The 16,557-nt window shown below is 62.5% G+C and carries 19 protein-coding genes; 6 read left to right on the top strand and 13 right to left on the bottom strand.

Annotation, left to right across the window (positions count from 1 at the left end; genetic code table 11):
* Positions 1 to 43: 43 nt before the first annotated feature.
* From MHM84_RS11530 to nrdR, 7 genes are all read right to left on the bottom strand, one after another.
* Positions 44 to 517, bottom strand: a complete 474-nt coding sequence (locus tag MHM84_RS11530) for a phosphatidylglycerophosphatase A (RefSeq protein ID WP_239266213.1) — start codon at positions 515 to 517, stop codon at positions 44 to 46.
* Positions 514 to 1,467, bottom strand: coding sequence for a thiamine-phosphate kinase (gene thiL, locus MHM84_RS11535; protein ID WP_239266215.1), 954 nt, complete (start codon positions 1,465 to 1,467; stop codon positions 514 to 516). The genes MHM84_RS11530 and thiL overlap by 4 nt, the downstream gene beginning before the upstream one ends.
* 25 nt (positions 1,468 to 1,492) lie before the next feature.
* Positions 1,493 to 1,993 (bottom strand): transcription antitermination factor NusB, encoded by a 501-nt coding sequence (nusB, locus tag MHM84_RS11540; protein WP_239266217.1) that lies wholly within the window; start codon positions 1,991 to 1,993, stop codon positions 1,493 to 1,495.
* The gene (gene ribE / locus MHM84_RS11545; protein ID WP_092842966.1) at positions 1,990 to 2,472 is read right to left on the bottom strand and encodes a 6,7-dimethyl-8-ribityllumazine synthase; all 483 of its coding nucleotides are present in this window, start codon (positions 2,470 to 2,472) and stop codon (positions 1,990 to 1,992) included. Before ribE ends, nusB begins: the two co-directional genes overlap by 4 nt.
* Before the next feature lie 25 nt (positions 2,473 to 2,497).
* Positions 2,498 to 3,772, bottom strand: a complete 1,275-nt coding sequence (ribBA, locus tag MHM84_RS11550) for a bifunctional 3,4-dihydroxy-2-butanone-4-phosphate synthase/GTP cyclohydrolase II (RefSeq protein WP_239266219.1) — start codon at positions 3,770 to 3,772, stop codon at positions 2,498 to 2,500.
* 93 nt (positions 3,773 to 3,865) lie between these two features.
* Positions 3,866 to 4,996, bottom strand: a complete 1,131-nt coding sequence (gene ribD / locus MHM84_RS11555) for a bifunctional diaminohydroxyphosphoribosylaminopyrimidine deaminase/5-amino-6-(5-phosphoribosylamino)uracil reductase RibD (RefSeq protein WP_239266221.1) — start codon at positions 4,994 to 4,996, stop codon at positions 3,866 to 3,868.
* A 53-nt stretch (positions 4,997 to 5,049) separates the two neighbouring features.
* The gene (gene nrdR, locus MHM84_RS11560; protein ID WP_239266223.1) at positions 5,050 to 5,532 is read right to left on the bottom strand and encodes a transcriptional regulator NrdR; all 483 of its coding nucleotides are present in this window, start codon (positions 5,530 to 5,532) and stop codon (positions 5,050 to 5,052) included.
* 141 nt (positions 5,533 to 5,673) lie between these two features.
* Between nrdR and MHM84_RS11565 the strand changes: the two genes are divergently transcribed.
* From MHM84_RS11565 to MHM84_RS11585, 5 genes are all read left to right on the top strand, one after another.
* Positions 5,674 to 5,922 carry a GlsB/YeaQ/YmgE family stress response membrane protein gene (locus MHM84_RS11565; protein WP_239266225.1) on the top strand — a complete coding sequence of 83 codons (249 nt, stop codon included), beginning with the start codon at positions 5,674 to 5,676 and terminating at the stop codon, positions 5,920 to 5,922.
* Between the two features lie 126 nt (positions 5,923 to 6,048).
* Positions 6,049 to 7,881 carry a sugar phosphorylase gene (locus MHM84_RS11570; protein ID WP_239266227.1) on the top strand — a complete coding sequence of 611 codons (1,833 nt, stop codon included), beginning with the start codon at positions 6,049 to 6,051 and terminating at the stop codon, positions 7,879 to 7,881.
* Positions 7,882 to 7,994: 113 nt separating this feature from the next.
* Positions 7,995 to 8,747, top strand: coding sequence for an amino acid ABC transporter substrate-binding protein (locus MHM84_RS11575; protein WP_239266229.1), 753 nt, complete (start codon positions 7,995 to 7,997; stop codon positions 8,745 to 8,747).
* 59 nt (positions 8,748 to 8,806) lie between these two features.
* Positions 8,807 to 9,481, top strand: a complete 675-nt coding sequence (locus tag MHM84_RS11580) for an amino acid ABC transporter permease (RefSeq protein WP_239266231.1) — start codon at positions 8,807 to 8,809, stop codon at positions 9,479 to 9,481.
* A complete protein-coding gene (locus tag MHM84_RS11585) occupies positions 9,478 to 10,224 on the top strand; it encodes an amino acid ABC transporter ATP-binding protein (protein WP_239266233.1) in 747 nt (248 codons plus the stop codon). The genes MHM84_RS11580 and MHM84_RS11585 overlap by 4 nt, the downstream gene beginning before the upstream one ends.
* Before the next feature lie 6 nt (positions 10,225 to 10,230).
* On the opposite strand, the gene MHM84_RS11590 is transcribed toward MHM84_RS11585, so the two are convergent.
* Both MHM84_RS11590 and MHM84_RS11595 read right to left on the bottom strand, forming a co-directional pair.
* Positions 10,231 to 11,451, bottom strand: a complete 1,221-nt coding sequence (locus MHM84_RS11590; RefSeq protein ID WP_239266236.1) for a glycosyl transferase — start codon at positions 11,449 to 11,451, stop codon at positions 10,231 to 10,233.
* Entirely contained in the window at positions 11,448 to 12,287 is an 840-nt protein-coding gene (locus MHM84_RS11595; protein WP_239266238.1) for an HAD-IIB family hydrolase, read from the bottom strand. The genes MHM84_RS11590 and MHM84_RS11595 overlap by 4 nt, the downstream gene beginning before the upstream one ends.
* A gap of 294 nt (positions 12,288 to 12,581) precedes the next feature.
* Between MHM84_RS11595 and MHM84_RS11600 the strand changes: the two genes are divergently transcribed.
* Positions 12,582 to 13,097 carry a gluconokinase gene (locus MHM84_RS11600; protein ID WP_239266240.1) on the top strand — a complete coding sequence of 172 codons (516 nt, stop codon included), beginning with the start codon at positions 12,582 to 12,584 and terminating at the stop codon, positions 13,095 to 13,097.
* A 59-nt stretch (positions 13,098 to 13,156) separates the two neighbouring features.
* Here the strand turns inward: MHM84_RS11600 and MHM84_RS11605 are convergent, their stop codons facing one another.
* The 4 genes from MHM84_RS11605 to MHM84_RS11620 form a co-directional block, all read right to left on the bottom strand.
* Complete coding sequence (locus MHM84_RS11605) at positions 13,157 to 14,062, bottom strand: 2-dehydro-3-deoxygalactonokinase (RefSeq protein ID WP_239266242.1); 906 nt, start codon at positions 14,060 to 14,062, stop codon at positions 13,157 to 13,159.
* Positions 14,059 to 14,745: a 2-dehydro-3-deoxy-6-phosphogalactonate aldolase gene (locus tag MHM84_RS11610; RefSeq protein ID WP_239266245.1), complete on the bottom strand. Its 687-nt coding sequence runs from the start codon at positions 14,743 to 14,745 to the stop codon at positions 14,059 to 14,061. The genes MHM84_RS11605 and MHM84_RS11610 overlap by 4 nt, the downstream gene beginning before the upstream one ends.
* A gap of 9 nt (positions 14,746 to 14,754) precedes the next feature.
* Positions 14,755 to 15,903 (bottom strand): galactonate dehydratase, encoded by a 1,149-nt coding sequence (dgoD, locus tag MHM84_RS11615; RefSeq protein WP_239266247.1) that lies wholly within the window; start codon positions 15,901 to 15,903, stop codon positions 14,755 to 14,757.
* 25 nt (positions 15,904 to 15,928) lie between these two features.
* Positions 15,929 to 16,557 (bottom strand): TRAP transporter large permease subunit (locus tag MHM84_RS11620; protein ID WP_239266249.1); only part of this gene is annotated, 629 nt, incomplete at its 5' end.

Raw genomic sequence — 16,557 nt, forward strand, 5'->3', positions numbered from 1 at the left:
GTCTTGGAGTAGCATTATCGAGCGCTGCCGCTGTTCAGCAACACTAGTGCAACCAGAACCACAGGTGCATCGCCCCCCAGGCATACACCCCCGCCAGGATATCGTCGAACATGATGCCGAAACCACCGGCTACCCGTCGATCGACCCAGCGGATCGGCCAGGGCTTGATGATATCGAAGACCCGGAACACCACGAAGCCCCAGAGCGCCGATTCCCAGGAGAAGGGTACCGCCGCCATGGTCAGCCAATATCCGACGAACTCATCCCAGACGATCCCGGAATGGTCGTGGACGCCAAGATCGCGGGATGTCTTGTCGCACAGCCAGATGCCGATCAAGCTGGCAACCAGCACCAGCCCCAGATACCAGGAAAGTGGCAGCCCCGACATCAACCAGTAAAAAGGAATAGCAGCCAGTGTGCCGAACGTTCCGGGCGCGAACGGCACCGCCCCGGAGCCCAGGCCAAAGGCAAAGAAATGCGTAGGACGCCGCCAGACGCTGGAAGGCGCGCGATTCATTCGGCTCCTCCCGGAAAGTGCTGCCAGCCGTTGACGGCAACTGCATCCACCCCGGCGATGCCAGCGCCCTCATGCAGTCGTCCGATCGGCCACAGGCCGAGGCCGCACTCATGCAGTCGGCGTTGAGCTTCGGCCAAGGATGCTTCCGGCAGGCTGAACAGCAACTCGTAGTCGTCGCCACCACACAGGGCGGCATGGCGAGCGCCCTCCACGCCCAGCATGTCTTCGAGTCCCACTGCCAGAGGCAGCTGCGCCATGTCCAGCTCGGCGCCGAGGTGTGAAGCTGCGCAAAGATGGTCGAGGTCGGCCAGCAGGCCATCCGAGATATCGATGGCGCAGTTGGCCAGACCACGCAGGGCCAGGCCGGCGGCCAGACGCGGCTTGGGCAACAGGTAGCGGGACAGCAGCGGATCGGCCAGATCGCGCACGCCCCGCTGCCAGGCTCGAAGCCCGCCATGGCCACCGCCCAATGGGCCAGTCACCGCCACGATATCATCGGCCTTGCCTCCGCTTCGGTACAGAGCCGCTCCGGCCGGCACCTCGCCATGCACGGTGACGCTGATACTCAGATTGCCTCGGGTCACGTCCCCTCCGACCAGCGCGACACCGCACTCCCGGCACAGGGTGTGAAAGCCTTGACTGAACGCCTCGAGCCATGTCTCGTCGGCCTCGGGCAGCGTCACCGCCATGGTGCACCAGCGCGCCCTGGCTCCCATGGCGGCCAGATCGCTCAGCGACACGGCCAGCGCACGATAGCCTACGGCCCAGGCGGGAGCCTGGGCGGGAAAATGCACGTCGACCACGGACGTGTCGACGCTGACCGCCAGTCGTTGGCCCGGTGAAGGAACCAACAACGCGCAGTCGTCTCCCGCGCCCAGCGCGATACCGGCCGGCTCGCCTTCGTTACGCTGCACGAAGTAGCGGGCGATGAGTTCGAACTCGCTCGGCATGTGACTAGCCATCCGCCCCGGCGCGTCAGCGACGGCGGGCGTTGACCTCGGCATTTCGCAGCCGCCCGGCGAGCTTGTCGAGAATGCCGTTGACGTACTTGTGACCGTCGGTAGCGCCAAACGACTTGGCCAGATCGATCCCTTCGTTGATGACAACGCGGTAGGGCACCTCGGGACGCTTGGCCAATTCGTAGGCCCCCAGGCGCAGGATAGCCAGTTCGATAGGGTCGAGATCGTCGAGGCGACGATCGAGCAGCGGCGCGATACTGGCATCGAGAGACTCGCGCTCGCGCACCACGTTGTGAAGCAAATCATGAAACAGCGCCAGATCGGCGATTTCCATGACCTTGTGCCAGTTTTCGTGATCCTCGAGATCCTCGTCGGCCACCTGGCTGCGGAACTCGGCCTCGAGCGTGGAGACCGCTTTACCGGTCAACTGCCATTGATAGAGTCCCTGCACGGCAAGCTCGCGCGCGGCATGCCGTGCCTGGCGGGCATCCGACGTAGCGGGTTTCCTGGCATTCATCCTTCACCCCCGAAACGCTTCATCAGCGATACCATTTCCATGGCGGCCATGGCGGCCTCAGCCCCCTTGTTGCCGGCCTTGGTTCCCGAACGCTCGATGGCCTGCTCGATGGAGTTGACGGTCAGCACGCCATTGGCGATGGGCGTGTCGAACTCCAACTGCAAATTACCCAGCGCCGCATTGCAGCCACCGGCAACGTATTCGAAATGCGGCGTACCGCCCCGAATCACCGCGCCGAGCGCGATCACTGCATCGGGCTTGACCACACGCAGTGCGCGCTTGACCGCCAGAGGCAGTTCCCAGGCGCCGGGCACGTGGACGATATCGATATTGTCCTCGTCGACGCCATGCCGTACCAGGCTGTCGACGGCGCCTTCCACCAGGCTATCCACCACATGGTGGTTGAAACGACCGACGACGATCACGTAACGGCCATCGACGTCGGTGAAGGACCCTTCGACTTGGGAGATCGGTTGCATAGTCTTTCCTGGCAAAAAAAGGGGCTTATTCTAACGAGTCGTCGGCATCTGCGATATCGCCGCCCAGACGCTCCACCACTTCCAGGTCGAAACCCGAAAGTGCCGAGAATTTCCATGGGGAACTGAGTAGGCGCATCTGCCCGACCCCGAGCTGACGCAGTATCTGCGACCCGGTGCCGATCATCAGGTAATTTCCCGCCCCATCGGAATCGCTAGTGCGCGGCACCCGCTTGCGCTCGAGGAAAACATCGAGCTGACTCTTGAAATCGAGTGCCGTGCGGCCATCGTCGAGCAACACGAACACACCGGCGTCGGCCTGTGCGACCTGGGCCAAGGCTCCTTGAGCCGTCCAGCTCTGGCTGCCCGGCTTCTGCAATGCCAGGAGATCGCGCAGGCTGTCGGCCAAGTGGACGCGAACCGTGGTGGGCCGCTCGGGTTGCGGCTGTCCCTTGACCAGGGCCAGATGATGCGAGCCCTGAATACGATCGCGGAACACATGCAGCGTCAGCTCGCCGAACGAGGTATGCACCGGCACGCATTCCTCGAGTTCGACGGTCCGTTCGTTGTGAATGCGGTAATGGATCAGATCGGCAATCGTGCCGATCTTGATGTCGTGCTCGGCGGCGAAGCGCTCGAGTTCGGGGCGCCGCGCCATGCTGCCGTCGTCATTCATCACTTCGCAGATCACGCCGCAAGGCTCGAAGCCGGCCATCTCCGCCAGGTCGCAGGCCGCCTCGGTGTGACCGGCGCGTCGTAACACCCCACCCGGCTCCGCCATCAGCGGGAAAATGTGCCCGGGTTGCACGATGTCCGACGGTCGGGCGTCACGCGCTACGGCGGCGCGCACGGTACGCGCGCGATCGGCAGCGGAAATCCCGGTGGTCACGCCATGCGCAGCTTCGATCGACAGCGTGAACTTGGTGCCGAAACCCGAGCCATTGTCGCGCACCATCAGCGGCAAGTTGAGCCGCTCGCAGCGCTCGCGGGTCATCGGCAGGCAGATGAGACCACGGGCATGACGGGCCATGAAGTTGATGTGCTCGGCTTCGACACACTCAGCCGCCATGATGATGTCGCCTTCGTTTTCGCGGTCTTCATCATCCATCAGGATGACCATCTTGCCCTGGCGAATGTCTTCGACCAGGTCCTCGATGCGGGCCAGCGTCTGCTGGGAAGGCGTATCCTGGCCAAGCGACTGTGACGCACTTTGGGAAGTGGGCTGGGAAGAGGAAGCCACCATCGATTCTCCGGATTCGTAACGTGCGGGACTGTCGACGGAAAGCGACAGGATCGGGCCCATTGGCCATGGTTCCGCGTTAGGTCGGCGGTCAGGGTACCTGTCTGCGCGCGTGCGCGCTAGTCCCGTAACGGGCCCTCGACAAGCCTCCGGAAATCAGGCAATACGCTGCGGGCGAGCGATGATCCGCCAGTCGCGGCCCACGGCACGGATGTCGTCGATCTGCAACGGTCGCTGTTGGGCCATGCGTTCGAGACCGGGCAGCGCAAATAGCGGACGCGCCTCGCCGCCCAGCAGAGTCGGCGCCACGAACAGGTGCATTTCGTCGATCAGTTCGGCGTCGAGCATGCTGCCGGCCAGTGTTGCCCCGGTCTCGAGCAACACTTCGTTGCAGCTTTCCTGAGTGGCCAGGTAGGTCAATAGCGCCGTCAGGTCGACCCGACCATTGAGATCGCAGGCCAGCACGAGCACTTCCGCCCCGGCCTCCTCGAGCTTGCGGCGTCTCGGCGACTCGGCGGCACAGGTCGCGATCAGGGTGCGCCCGGGCTCACTCAGGCAGGCCGCCGCCAGAGGCATACGCAACCGGGTATCCACCACGACACGCAGCGGCTGGCGTGCGCCGATGCTGTCGGCGTCATCGAGGCCCAACTGCCCGGCACGTACCGTCAGGCGTGAGTTATCGAAGATGATCGACTCGACGCCGGTCATGATCGCACTGGAGCGGGCCCGCAGACGCTGCACTTCGGTGCGTGCCGACGGACCGGTGATCCACTGCGATTCCCCGCTGGCCATGGCGGTGCGCGCATCCAGGCTCATGGCCATTTTCAGGCGCACGAAGGGACGCTTGCGACTCATGCGCGCTATGAAGCCTGGATTGAGCGCCCGCGCCTGATCTTCGAGCAGGCCCACCTCCACGTCGATGCCGGCCTCGCGCAGCATGGCGATGCCTTGTCCTGCCACCAGCGGATTGGGATCCTGCATGGCGACGACCACGGCCTTCACCCCGGCGTCGATGAGCGCCTGAGCGCACGGCCCGGTGCGCCCTTGGTGCGAGCAGGGCTCCAACGTCACGTAGGCCGTCGCCCCTCTGGCGGCCTCGCCCGCCTCGTGCAGGGCATTGACCTCGGCATGCGCTTCGCCGGCCCGCCGATGCCAGCCCTCACCGACCTTGTGACGGTTCTTGACCAGCACGCAGCCGACGCGCGGATTGGGATCGGTGGTATACAGACCGCGCCGCGCCAGTACCAGCGCACGCGCCATCCAGGTTTCGGGAGTCACCTTGGCCATGGGCATCCTCGGATCTGAAGAAAAACGCCAACCGGGTACACCGTGCCCGTGGTCTATCGCTCGTCTTCCTGCGGTGGAAAGGAGGGCTCTTGGGCCAGGCGATCGATCTCGGCACGGAACTCGTCGATATCCTGAAAGCGCCGGTACACCGAAGCAAAGCGAATATAGGCGACCTGATCGAGACGCTTGAGGGCATTCATGACCTCTTCGCCGATCTCGCGCGCCTCGACTTCCCGGTCGCCACGCGCACGCAATCGCTGACGAATACGTTCGATAGCCGCCTCGGTGGATTCGGCGCTGACCGGGCGCTTTTCCAGTGCGCGTAGCATGCCGTCGCGCAGCTTGCGCTCGTCGAAGGTCTCGCGCGAACCGTCGGCCTTGACCACACGCGGCATGACCAGTTCGGCGGTTTCGTAGGTAGTGAAACGTTCGCTGCATGCAGTGCATTGTCGCCGCCGGCGAACCTGATCGCCGTCTGCGACCAGGCGTGAGTCGGTCACTTTGGTCTCGTGCGTACCACAGAAAGGACAGTGCATCAGTCGGCATCCGTGAGCGTGTTCATGACATTGTAACGGTTTGCCATGAAAGGCGGAAATGACGATTCCCCTTGCCCAATCCCAGCCATACCGACCATGCTCATGAATACACATCAACTTTCTATGTATTAAGGAGACGTCATGGGGTTTTTCGCCTGGATCATCTTCGGTCTGATTGCCGGCATCGTAGCCAAGCTCATCATGCCCGGTAAGGACCCCGGTGGCTTCATCGTGACGATCATCATCGGTATCCTCGGGGCGCTGGTCGGGGGCTGGATCGGCACGGCTCTGGGATTCGGCTCGGTGGACGGCTTCAATCTCGGCAGCTTCGTCATCGCCGTGCTGGGCGCCATCGTGTTGCTGGTCGTTTATCGTCTCGTCAAACGCTGATGTAGGTAAGCGCGGATCGGGCCCGTTCCGATCCGCGCTGCGACAGGCCACTGCCCGCCACGTGCCTTGGCACGTCTGATGCAAGAGATGGGTGGAGATGGACGCAGACGAACGAGGATTTCTTGCATGCCCTCAACCCCAAACCTTCACCGACACGCCTTGCCCCCGACCCCGAGCAACCCGCTAGACGAGACCGAATTCATCGCCCGCGCCGAAACCCGACTGCGGGAAATCTACGGTCCGCGTGCCGAAGAAGTGCTGCGGCGTCTGCTGACCCTGCTAACGCACCAACGCAGTGCGCACGACCCTACGCCACGTCCATTGTGGAGCGAGCGCGACCAGTGGCTGATCACCTATGGAGATACCCTGCTGGACGGCGACCGTCCGCCCCTGGAAGTCCTCGACGAGTTTCTCGACGAGCGCCTGCCGGATACGTTCAGTGGCGTGCATATCCTGCCGTTCTTTCCCTGGAGCAGCGACGACGGCTTCTCGGTGATTCATTACCGTGAAGTGAACCCCGCCCTGGGCGACTGGGAGCACATCCGGCGCTTGGCCAGCAAGCGCGGCCTGATGGCCGATCTGGTCATCAATCACGTCTCGCGCGAATCGCTGTGGTTCGTCGACTACCTGACAGGCAGTCAACCGGGGCGCGACTATTTCATCGAAATGGACCCCGATACCGATGTTTCGCAGGTCACCCGGCCCCGCAATACGCCACTGCTGGTGCCCGTGGCTACGCGTCGCGGTACCCGCCATGTCTGGGCGACCTTCTCCGAGGACCAGATCGACCTCAACTTCGCCAACCCCGACGTGCTGCTGGAGTTCGTCGGCATCATGCTCTACTACGTCGAGCAGGGCGCGCGCATGATCCGTCTCGATGCCATCGCCTACCTGTGGAAGGAAGTCGGCACGTCCTGCATTCACTTGCCGCAGACGCATGCCGTGGTGCGCCTGCTGCGTGCCGTCCTCGACTTCGTCGCGCCGGGCACGTTGTTGATCACCGAGACCAACGTGCCCCACAGGGAGAACATGAGCTACTTCGGCCTGGAGCGCATGGGCCCGGCGGGCCATGATCCGGTGAGCGAGACCTCCGCCGAATACGCCACGCCCGACGAGGCCCATCTGATTTACCAGTTCACGCTGCCGCCACTGCTGGTGCATACGTTCACCAGCGGCGATGCCACGGTACTCAGCGACTGGGCACGTTCGTTGCCCACCCTTCCGCCGGGCTGCAGTTACTTCAACTTCACCGCCAGCCATGACGGCATCGGCGTACGCGCCCTCGAGGGGCTGTTACCTCCCCATGAGGTCGAAAAGCTGTTGGAGGTGATGCATCGCTTCGGCGGGTACGTGAGCATGAAGGCCAACCCCGACGGCAGCGATTCGCCCTACGAGATCAACATCGCTTACTACGACGCCATGAAAGGCACGCGGCGCGGCCCCGATGCCTGGCAAGTGGAGCGATTCCTGTGCAGCCAGAACCTGTTGCTGGCGCTGCAAGGGATACCCGGACTCTACTTTCACTCGCTGACCGCCACGCTCAACGATCACGAAGGCGTCGAGCGCAGCGGACATCTACGGGCGATCAATCGCCGACGCTGGAACAAGGAAGAACTCGAAGAGCTATTGGACAGCCGCAGCACGCCGACGCGCGAAGCGTTCATGTCGCTCAAGCGTCGCCTCGCCCTGCGCGCCAACGAGCCCTGCTTTCATCCCGAGGCCGCCCAGACGGTGCTCGACACCCCACCCGGCATGTTTGCCATCCAGCGTGGCCCCTTGCCGGACGGGCGGCGACTGCTGGCCATCTACAACATCAGCGACAAGCGCCAGCCACTCGACCTGGCGGCGCTAAAGGAAAACACCTGGTACGACGTGCTCGAGGACGGCGCCCCCTGGCAACCCGACGAGCCGGATATCCTGCGCCCCTATCGCAGCCTTTGGCTGGTTTCCCAGCCGTAGCGCAGATGACCGGTACCTATTCGGCAAAACTTTATGGAATATTAAACACTCCTATTATTCCGCACCGGCAGCTTACGCTACACTTGTGTCAGTTTTCCTCTCAGGAGCCAATCATGACCCTCCCTCGTCTGCTCTCCTCAGCCGTGGCCGCGCTCGCCCTCACCATGGGTACGGCGTACGCCGAAACCTTAAGAGTCGGCATGTCCGGCAGCTACTATCCCTTCACCTTTGTCGAGCAGGATCAGTTGAAAGGCTTCGAGATCGATGTAATGAACGCCATCGCCGAGGCCACCGGCGACGATGTCGAATTCGTTACCGCCAGTTTTTCCGGTCTGGCCGGCATGCTCGATTCCGGACGCATCGACACCATTGCCAACCAGATCACCATTACGCCCGAGCGCCAGGCAAAGTACGCCTTCACTGAGCCTTACGTCTATGACGGTGCCCAAGTGGTCGTACGCGAAGGCAACGACAGCATCCAGGGTGTCGAGGATCTCAAGGGCAAGACCGTGGCGGTCAATCTGGGCTCCAACTATGAAGAGCTGCTGCGCGAGCTTCCCTATTCCGACCAGATCGACATCAAGACCTACGAATCCAATGTCGAGCAGGACGTCGCCCTGGGACGCGCCGATGCCTTCGTCATGGACCGGATCAGCGCCTCTCAGGTGATCAAGGACAAACCCCTGCCGCTGCAGCTTGCAGGCAAGCCCTTCTCACGCATCGAAAACGCGCTTCCCTTCCGCGACGACGAGGCTGGCCGAGCGATGCGCGACCGCGTCGATGCCGCGCTCGACACGCTCCGCGACAATGGCACGCTCGCGCAGATCTCCGAAAAGTGGTTCGGTACCGATGTCACCCAACCGTAATCTGCTGGCGGCCGGGTAATCCGGCCGTCGTGCCTCTTCACCTTTCAGGCTGACCGCCAATGCACGCGCTCGATGTCGACTACATGCTGGGCCTCGTGCCCATCCTGCTGGGCTATCTGCCGCTTACCCTGGAGATGGCCGTGGCCGGCATGATCTGCGCCCTGGTCCTGGCCTGTCTGCTGGCCATCGTGCGCGTTCGCCGGTTGCGTTTCCTCAATGCGCTGGCGATGTTGTTCATTTCCTTCTTTCGTGGCACCCCGCTGCTGGTCCAACTCTTCCTGTTCTATTACGGCCTGCCCCAGCTACTGGCCTTTCTGGTGGCGATCAATGGCATCACGGCGACCATCATGGGACTGACGTTGCATTTTTCGGCCTACATGGCCGAGTCCATTCGTGCCGCCATTGTCGGCGTCGACCGCAGCCAGACAGAAGCGGCGCTGTCGATCGGCATGACACAGGGCCAACTGATGCGGCGTATCGTCTTGCCCCAGGCAACCCGTATCGCTACGCCGACGCTGATGAACTACTTCATCGACATGATCAAGGCAACTTCGCTGGCATTTACGCTTGGCGTCACCGAACTCATGGGAGCGACCCAGAAAGAGGCCGCCAGCAGTTTTCTCTACTTCGAGGCCTTTCTCGTCGTGGCGATCATCTATTGGATCATCGTCGAAGCGCTTTCCTGGCTGCAGCGGCGACTGGAAATCCGACTCAACCGAGCCTATCAGCGATGATCGAACTCAAAGGCATCACCAAGCGCTTCGACGGCCAGACGGTATTCGAGAACATCGACCTCTCGCTTGCACGGGGGGAAATCATCGTGGTCATTGGGCCCTCGGGGACTGGCAAGTCGACCCTGCTACGCTGCATCAACTTCCTCGAACGCCCCGATGCCGGGCATCTCACGGTCGGCAACATTTCCATCGACGTGACTCGCGCCACCACGCGCGACATTCTCGCCCTGCGTCGCCGCACCGCCTTCGTCTTCCAGAACTATGCGCTGTTTGCCAACAAGACGGCGCTCGAAAACATCAGCGAGGGCATGATCGTGGTTGACGGTCTCCCCAAGGCGAAGGCCCACGCACGAGCGCGTGAAATCCTCGAGCGTATCGGCCTGGCCGACAAGGCCGACGCTTATCCTGCCTCGCTATCCGGCGGTCAACAGCAACGGGTAGGCATCGGCCGGGCGATGGCCGCCAACGCCGAGGTCATTCTCTTCGACGAGCCGACGTCGGCACTCGACCCGGAGTGGGTCGACGAGGTGCTGGGCCTGATGAAACAGCTCGCCGCCGAGCGCCAGACGATGGTCGTGGTGACCCATGAAATGCAGTTCGCCCGCGACGTGGCCGATCGCGTGATATTCATGGATGAGGGGCGAATCGTCGAGCAAGCCCCGCCGAGCGAGCTGTTCCATCATCCTCGCGATGAACGCACCCAACGTTTTCTGCGCAAGGTGCTGCCCCAGAGCGCGATCTAAGCGCTCCTACACCTTGCCCTGATTATCCAGTTCGACCGCCTCGTGCATACGCTCGAGCAGATCGGGAAACGCCGCCTGCACGCGGTTCCAACTGGGAATGAACGGCTTGTCGCGCGGGTACTCGAGAAACGCCTTGCCGGCTTCCATGATGTTGCTGGCGAACAGCTCGACGGCCTGTTCCTCGCTGTGCCGGTCGAGTTTCAGACCGTTCATGATGGCGTCGTTGTCATAGGTCTCGATCAGATCCAGCGCGATGCGATAGTAGGTCGCCTTGATGGTACGGAAGCTCTCGGCGCTGATCTGCACGCCAAGGGTGGCCAGCTTGCGATAGAGCGCCTTGGCGATATCCAGGCTCATGCGGTTGAGGCCGCCGCTGGCGTCCTCCTCGGAGACCGGTTGGTGCTTGTGGTCGTAGATGTCGGCGATATCCACCTGGCACAGACGCTTGGTGGAGTAGTTGCGATGCACTTCGGAGAGCACCCCGATTTCCAGCCCCCAGTCGCTGGGAATGCGAATACCGTCGAGCACGTCGGTACGCATCGAGAACTCTCCCGAGAGCGGATAACGGTAACTGTCCAGATAGTCGAGATATGGCAGTGGCCCATAGATCGTTTTCAGCGCCCGGATCATGGGAATCACCATCAGGCGGGCCACGCGTCCATTGAGCTTGCCATTGGCGATGCGCGAGTAATAGCCCTTGCAGAACTCGTAATTGAATTGCGGATGCGCCACCGGATAGATCAAGCGCGCCAGCAGGCCACGATCATAGGTAACGATATCGCAATCGTGCAGCGCCACCGCTTCGGTACGTCGCGAGGCCTGGACGTAGCCGGCGCAGTACCAGACGTTGCGCCCCTTGCCCGGTTCCTGAGGCGAAATGCCTTCGGCGTCGAGTTCGGCGTCCAGCGCCTTCAGGCGCGGACCGTCATTCCACAGGATACGGTGGTGCTGAGGCAGCTTCGCGAAGAATTCCCGGGCACGCAGGAACTGGTCTCGGTCGGCCCGGTCGAGGCCGATGACGATCTCATTGAGATACGGCACGCGCGTCAGCTCGTCGACAATATTGGCCAGTGCCGGCCCCTCCAACTCGGAATAGAGCGAGGGCAGAATCAGGCCCATGGGACGACGCTTGGCGAAACGCACCAAGTCCGCCTCGAGCTCTTCCACCGGGCGGCGGGTCAGGTTGTGAAAGTTGGTGATGATGCCGTTCTGGTAGAAATCGCTCATGCCAGCTCCTGTCCAAGCCAGTGTTCCATGCCTTCGGCCCAGCCCTGCGGGCCCGCTTCCTGCGTTCGGTAGAGGCAAGGATGGTGTATCTCGACGGGGTGCGAATGCGCCCCGCGTATCAATACGGCTGCATCGGTGGCGTTCAGCAGGGTCACGTCATTGGGACCGTCGCCCAGGCCCAGCGACCAGGGAGCGCCGCCGCGCAGCGCGGTAAAGCGTGCCACGAGCCACGTCACCGCCCTGCCCTTGTCGGCGTTGCCCATCACGTGCCAGAAGCGTCCGCCCTGGGTCAACACCAGATCGTCGTTGGTCAGCATCTCCCGGAATGCCTCGAGTTTTGCCCCGCTATCGTTCCAGAGCAGGGGAATGCTGCCCTCGCGAGCCCGCGCCAGCCCGGCCCGGGCCGCATCCAGGCCGGTCTCTTCGATGACCTCTTCGATAGACATATCGGGAAGGCAACGAAAATCGACGCCCAGGCGTTCGCGGATCACCGCGAGTCGACGCTTGAGAAAATCGGTATCCACGCTCAGGGCCTTGACCCGCAGCCCATCGACATTGGCGGGATCGCGATCCAGACGCGCATGCTGCCAGGCTGCGGGCAAGCCGATGATGGCGCCGTTCTCGGCGATGAAGGGGGTCTGCTCGAGGCCCAACTCCTGGCGCAATGGAAGCAGTTCCGCCCGGGTCTTGCTGGTCACGGGAATGACCGGTACGTCGGCAGCGGCCAGCCGATTCAACCAGGGCCTGGCCGGTTCCCAGCCATAGTCGTAATGGTCGAGCAACGATCCATCCAGGTCCGTGAATACCAGACGCGGCGGCGAAATGGTCTCCTGCATTGCAAACCCTCTCGCTTGCTTGGCGACTCACCCGATGTCATCGCCCCATGAGTGTCCATAAGCACGTAACATGCCAACCTAGCAGGAGTTGCCGTCATTTAACGGCTTCGCTCTTCTCGTCACGCAGCGTCGCCCCGACTTGGTTCATGGCAAAAACCCGATAGCACGTTATTGGTGCATCCCGATAAAATTACGTATTACTACGTACATTTGCTGGCAATAATCGCAAAATCACCCAACACAAATGATATCCTTGCCGCGTTGTGGAGAGCTTCATTTCAGGAACAATAGCAGATGCAAACGTCACCCACGTGTATTCTTGTCATGGGCGTTTCAGGCTCGGGCAAATCGCATATCGGCCGAGCCTTGGCCAGGAAGTTAGGCTGTCATTTCATTGATGGGGACGATCATCACAGCGCGAACAACATTGCCAAGATGGCGCGTGGTGAGCCACTCAGTGACGACGATAGAAAGGATTGGCTACTGACGCTATCAAGCCTTTATCGCGACCACCATCAACGCGGTGAACCGGTGATCATTGGCTGTTCCGCACTGAAGAAACGTTATCGCGATGTGCTACGCCAAGGCGCACCGGAACTGCGGATTCTTTACCTTCACGGTAGTCGCGAGACACTGATGGAACGGCTGATGTCACGCGCATCGCATTTCTTTCACGGTGAGCACATGCTGGACAGTCAACTCGAGGCACTGGAAGCCCCCGAAGCGACCGAGGCCATACAGATCGATATCCGTTGCGCCCCGGAAGAGATCGTCGAAAGTTGCATCGTTCATTTGCACAAAAGCCGCTAGGTTTTGTGCCTAACCATGAAAAATGCCAGCCTATCGGCTGGCATGGAAACAAGACGATGTCAGCGATGCTTTTCGGCAAGGGCAACCAGCCCCGCCAGCGTCGCCCGATCACTATCCACCTCGACGATATCGTCGAAACCCGCCTGCTGCATGGCCAGCCGATACAATGCATTGAGAGCGCTGGAACCAACCAGAGTGACGCGATGGGTCTCGGGATGGAGCGAACGCTGGGTACGGACTTCGCTGCCGATCATTACGCCTGAAATGAAACTGCCTACCTGCTCGCCGGCCAGGTCGGCATACAGATGACGGCTGCGTGCCTCGAACAGTGCATGCAACAGTCCAGCCGGATGGGCCGCAGTCTCGAGCCCTTGGCGGAACGCTGCTGCATCGAACTCGGCCGACTCCCGGGCCGGCTCGCCGGGCAGGGTGTGAAAGCGCACCGCATGGTAGAGCTCACCGGTCATCGCCGTGACGAAGTCCACCAGGCGCCCTTCCTCCAGCCGCGCCCACTTGCTGTGGGTCCCCGGCAGGCAGCACAGCCCCTCGCGGGAGTCGGCGATGGATAAGGCGCCGAATGCCTGGATCTCCTCGCCGCGCATGACGTCGACGTGACCGGGACTCACCACCTTGACGCCTGGCACGATCCAGGCGTTGTCCAATCCCGGCGCCGCCACGACATGCTCGGCCAGGGCATTCGCGTCGATCGGCAGATCCAGTTGCGGCGCCTCGCTCCAGCCGCGCTTGGACCCCACCATCCCGGCCAGGTAGACCGGGACCCGCCCTTCTTCCCGCCACTCCCCGACCTGGGCGGCACAGTAATGCGGAAACTCGGCACTGCTCAGCGAACGTAGACCGGCATCGGAACGTCGACTGTCCAGCACCTCGCCAGTGTCTCGATCGACCAGAAAGGCGCGGAAGTTGCTGGTCCCCCAGTCGATGGCGATGAGTCTCGACGATGTCATGCGTCCGCCTCACGTTCGAGGCCTTCGGCCTGGGCCAGCCCCTCCTTGACGCGGCACCACTCGGCGACCAGACCGCGTGCGCAACGTTCCACTTCCTGCGCCGACCAGCCCGGACGATACACGCTGCCACCGAAGCCGAAACCGTCGATGCCGGCAGTGATCCACTCGCTCATGTTGGACTGATCGATGCCACCCACGGCAAAGATCGGCAGGCCGGCTGGCAACACCGCCTTCATGTCCCGGTAGTAGCCGGTCCCCAGACGCGCCGCGGGGAACAGCTTGAGCGCACTGGCGCCTGCGCGCGCCGCTGTCAACGCCTCGGTGGGCGTCATGCAGCCGATCATTGGCGCCAGGTCCTGCGCCACGGCTTCGCCAATGACGGCGGGATCGGTATTCGGCGTGATGACCAGTGGCGCGTCCAGATCGGCAAGCCGACGACAGGCCTCGGGATCGAGCACCGTACCGGCCCCGATCACCACGTCATCGGGGCAGCGCTTGGCCACCCGCTCGATGCTTTCCCAAGGACGGGGCGAATTGAGGGGAATCTCGATCAGCTTGAAGCCCGACGCGACGAGCGCATCGAAGATGCTATCGATCTCGTCCGGCCTCACCCCACGCAGGATCGCCGCCAACGGCAGCTTCTTCATGGCCGCGTCCAGCGCGGCCCGGCGTGTCTCATTCATAGCGCCTCCTTACCATTCGGCAATGCTGCCATCCTCATGCGTCCATACCGGATTGCGCCAGCGGTGCCCCACCTTGGCGCGCTCCTCCACGAACGCCTCGTCGATCTCGACGCCCAGGCCCGGCCCCTGCGGAATCTCGCAGAACCCGTCCTTGATGGTCAGCGCCGACTTGTCGACCAGATAATCGAGGACGTCGTTGTCCCGATTGTAGTGGATGCCCATGCTCTGTTCTTGGATGAAGGCATTATGACTGACGGCATCGACGTGCAGCGAGGCCGCCAGCGTCAGCGGACCGAGCGGGCAATGCGGCGCCAGTGCCACGTCATGGCAGGAGGCCAGCGATGCGATCTTCAGCCCTTCACTGATGCCGCCGCAGTGCGACAGGTCGGGCTGAACGATATCCACCATGCCCTCGGCCAGCAGATCGCGGAACTGGAACCGCGTGTGCAGGCGCTCGCCGGTGGCAATGGGATAGCCCAGGCCGGTGGCGATGTGCTTGAGGCTCGGCAGATGCTCCGGTGCGACCGGCTCCTCGACGAACATCGGATGGTACGGTTCGAGTTCGCGCAGCAGCGCCTTGGCCATCGGTCGGTGGACGCGACCATGAAAGTCGATGGCAATGCCCACGTCTGGACCGACTGCCTCACGCGCCTCGGCAACCCGCGCCACCGCCTCGTCGACCTTGCGATGGGAGTCGACGATCTGCAGCTCCGGCGTGCCGTTCATCTTGAACGCCGTGAAGCCCTGCTCGACCAGCGCCTTGGCGCCGGCACCCACGTCGCTGGGACGATCACCCCCGGTCCAGGCGTACATGCGCATCCTGTCGCGTACCTTACCGCCCAGCAGCTGATAGACCGGCACGCCGAGGTCGCGCCCCTTGAGATCCCATAGCGCCTGGTCGATACCGGCAATGGCACTCATCAGGATCGGCCCACCGCGGTAGAAACCGGCGCGATAGAGCGTATTCCACAGGTGCTCGATACGGTGCGGGTCCTGGCCGATCAGATAATCGGCCAACTCATGTACCGCCGCCTCGACGGTTGCTGCACGGCCTTCCACGACCGGCTCGCCCCAGCCGTAGCAGCCTTCATCGGTCTCGATCTTGAGAAACAACCAGCGCGGCGGTACCTGCCAGGTCTTCAGTTGGGTAATTTTCATGGGAATCCTTTTACGTTCTTTCCTACTAGACCAGCCACATGGCGAGATTCGGCCAGAACAGCAAAGCGAACAGCACGCACAGCTGAATGGCGATGAACGGCAGCAGCGACACGAAGATGTCCTTGAGGCTGATCTCCGGCGGCGCCACCCCCTTGAGGTAGAACGCGGCCGGCCCGAACGGCGGCGACAGGAACGACACCTGCATGTTCACCGCGAACAGGATGCCGAACCAGATCGGGCTGTAGCCCAGCTGCTCGATGATCGGCACGAAGATCGGCAGGGTCAGCATCGCCACCCCGATCCAGTCGAGGAACATCCCCAGCACCAGCAGGATCGCCATCATCACCAGAATGATCACGATCGGCGCCACGTCGAGCCCCAGGATCATGCCCGAGATGAAGCGGTTGCCGCCCATCAGGTTGTAGACCCCGACCAGCGCCGCCGCGCCGATGCCGATCCAGATGATCATGCCGCAGGTCATCAGCGTCTGGCCCAGGCTCTCGTGCATGGTCTTGAACGAGAACTCACCGCGCAGCACCACCGCCAGCAGCACGCCGAACACGCCCATCGCCGCCGCCTCGGTGACCGAGGCCACGCCGCCGTAGATCGAGCCCAGCACCAGCACCGCGATCAGCGCCGGCACGATGATCGCCT

The sequence above is a fragment of the Halomonas sp. McH1-25 genome (genome assembly GCF_022348165.1).
Lineage (GTDB): Bacteria > Pseudomonadota > Gammaproteobacteria > Pseudomonadales > Halomonadaceae > Modicisalibacter.

Excerpts from the sequence above, each read along its gene's own strand:
- MHM84_RS11565 (WP_239266225.1), top strand. The coding sequence starts at position 5,674 with ATGGGGTTTTTCGCCTGGATCATCTTCGGTCTGATTGCCGGCATCGTA.
- MHM84_RS11590 (WP_239266236.1), bottom strand. The coding sequence starts at position 11,451 with ATGAGCGATTTCTACCAGAACGGCATCATCACCAACTTTCACAACCTG.
- ribD (WP_239266221.1), bottom strand. The coding sequence starts at position 4,996 with ATGGCCAAGGTGACTCCCGAAACCTGGATGGCGCGTGCGCTGGTACTG.
- MHM84_RS11570 (WP_239266227.1), top strand. The coding sequence starts at position 6,049 with ATGCCCTCAACCCCAAACCTTCACCGACACGCCTTGCCCCCGACCCCG.
- ribBA (WP_239266219.1), bottom strand. The coding sequence starts at position 3,772 with ATGGGCCCGATCCTGTCGCTTTCCGTCGACAGTCCCGCACGTTACGAA.
- MHM84_RS11585 (WP_239266233.1), top strand. The coding sequence starts at position 9,478 with ATGATCGAACTCAAAGGCATCACCAAGCGCTTCGACGGCCAGACGGTA.
- MHM84_RS11530 (WP_239266213.1), bottom strand. The coding sequence starts at position 517 with ATGAATCGCGCGCCTTCCAGCGTCTGGCGGCGTCCTACGCATTTCTTT.
- nusB (WP_239266217.1), bottom strand. The coding sequence starts at position 1,993 with ATGAATGCCAGGAAACCCGCTACGTCGGATGCCCGCCAGGCACGGCAT.
- MHM84_RS11600 (WP_239266240.1), top strand. The coding sequence starts at position 12,582 with ATGCAAACGTCACCCACGTGTATTCTTGTCATGGGCGTTTCAGGCTCG.
- MHM84_RS11575 (WP_239266229.1), top strand. The coding sequence starts at position 7,995 with ATGACCCTCCCTCGTCTGCTCTCCTCAGCCGTGGCCGCGCTCGCCCTC.
- MHM84_RS11580 (WP_239266231.1), top strand. The coding sequence starts at position 8,807 with ATGCACGCGCTCGATGTCGACTACATGCTGGGCCTCGTGCCCATCCTG.
- dgoD (WP_239266247.1), bottom strand. The coding sequence starts at position 15,903 with ATGAAAATTACCCAACTGAAGACCTGGCAGGTACCGCCGCGCTGGTTG.
- ribE (WP_092842966.1), bottom strand. The coding sequence starts at position 2,472 with ATGCAACCGATCTCCCAAGTCGAAGGGTCCTTCACCGACGTCGATGGC.
- thiL (WP_239266215.1), bottom strand. The coding sequence starts at position 1,467 with ATGCCGAGCGAGTTCGAACTCATCGCCCGCTACTTCGTGCAGCGTAAC.
- MHM84_RS11610 (WP_239266245.1), bottom strand. The coding sequence starts at position 14,745 with ATGAATGAGACACGCCGGGCCGCGCTGGACGCGGCCATGAAGAAGCTG.
- MHM84_RS11605 (WP_239266242.1), bottom strand. The coding sequence starts at position 14,062 with ATGACATCGTCGAGACTCATCGCCATCGACTGGGGGACCAGCAACTTC.
- nrdR (WP_239266223.1), bottom strand. The coding sequence starts at position 5,532 with ATGCACTGTCCTTTCTGTGGTACGCACGAGACCAAAGTGACCGACTCA.
- MHM84_RS11595 (WP_239266238.1), bottom strand. The coding sequence starts at position 12,287 with ATGCAGGAGACCATTTCGCCGCCGCGTCTGGTATTCACGGACCTGGAT.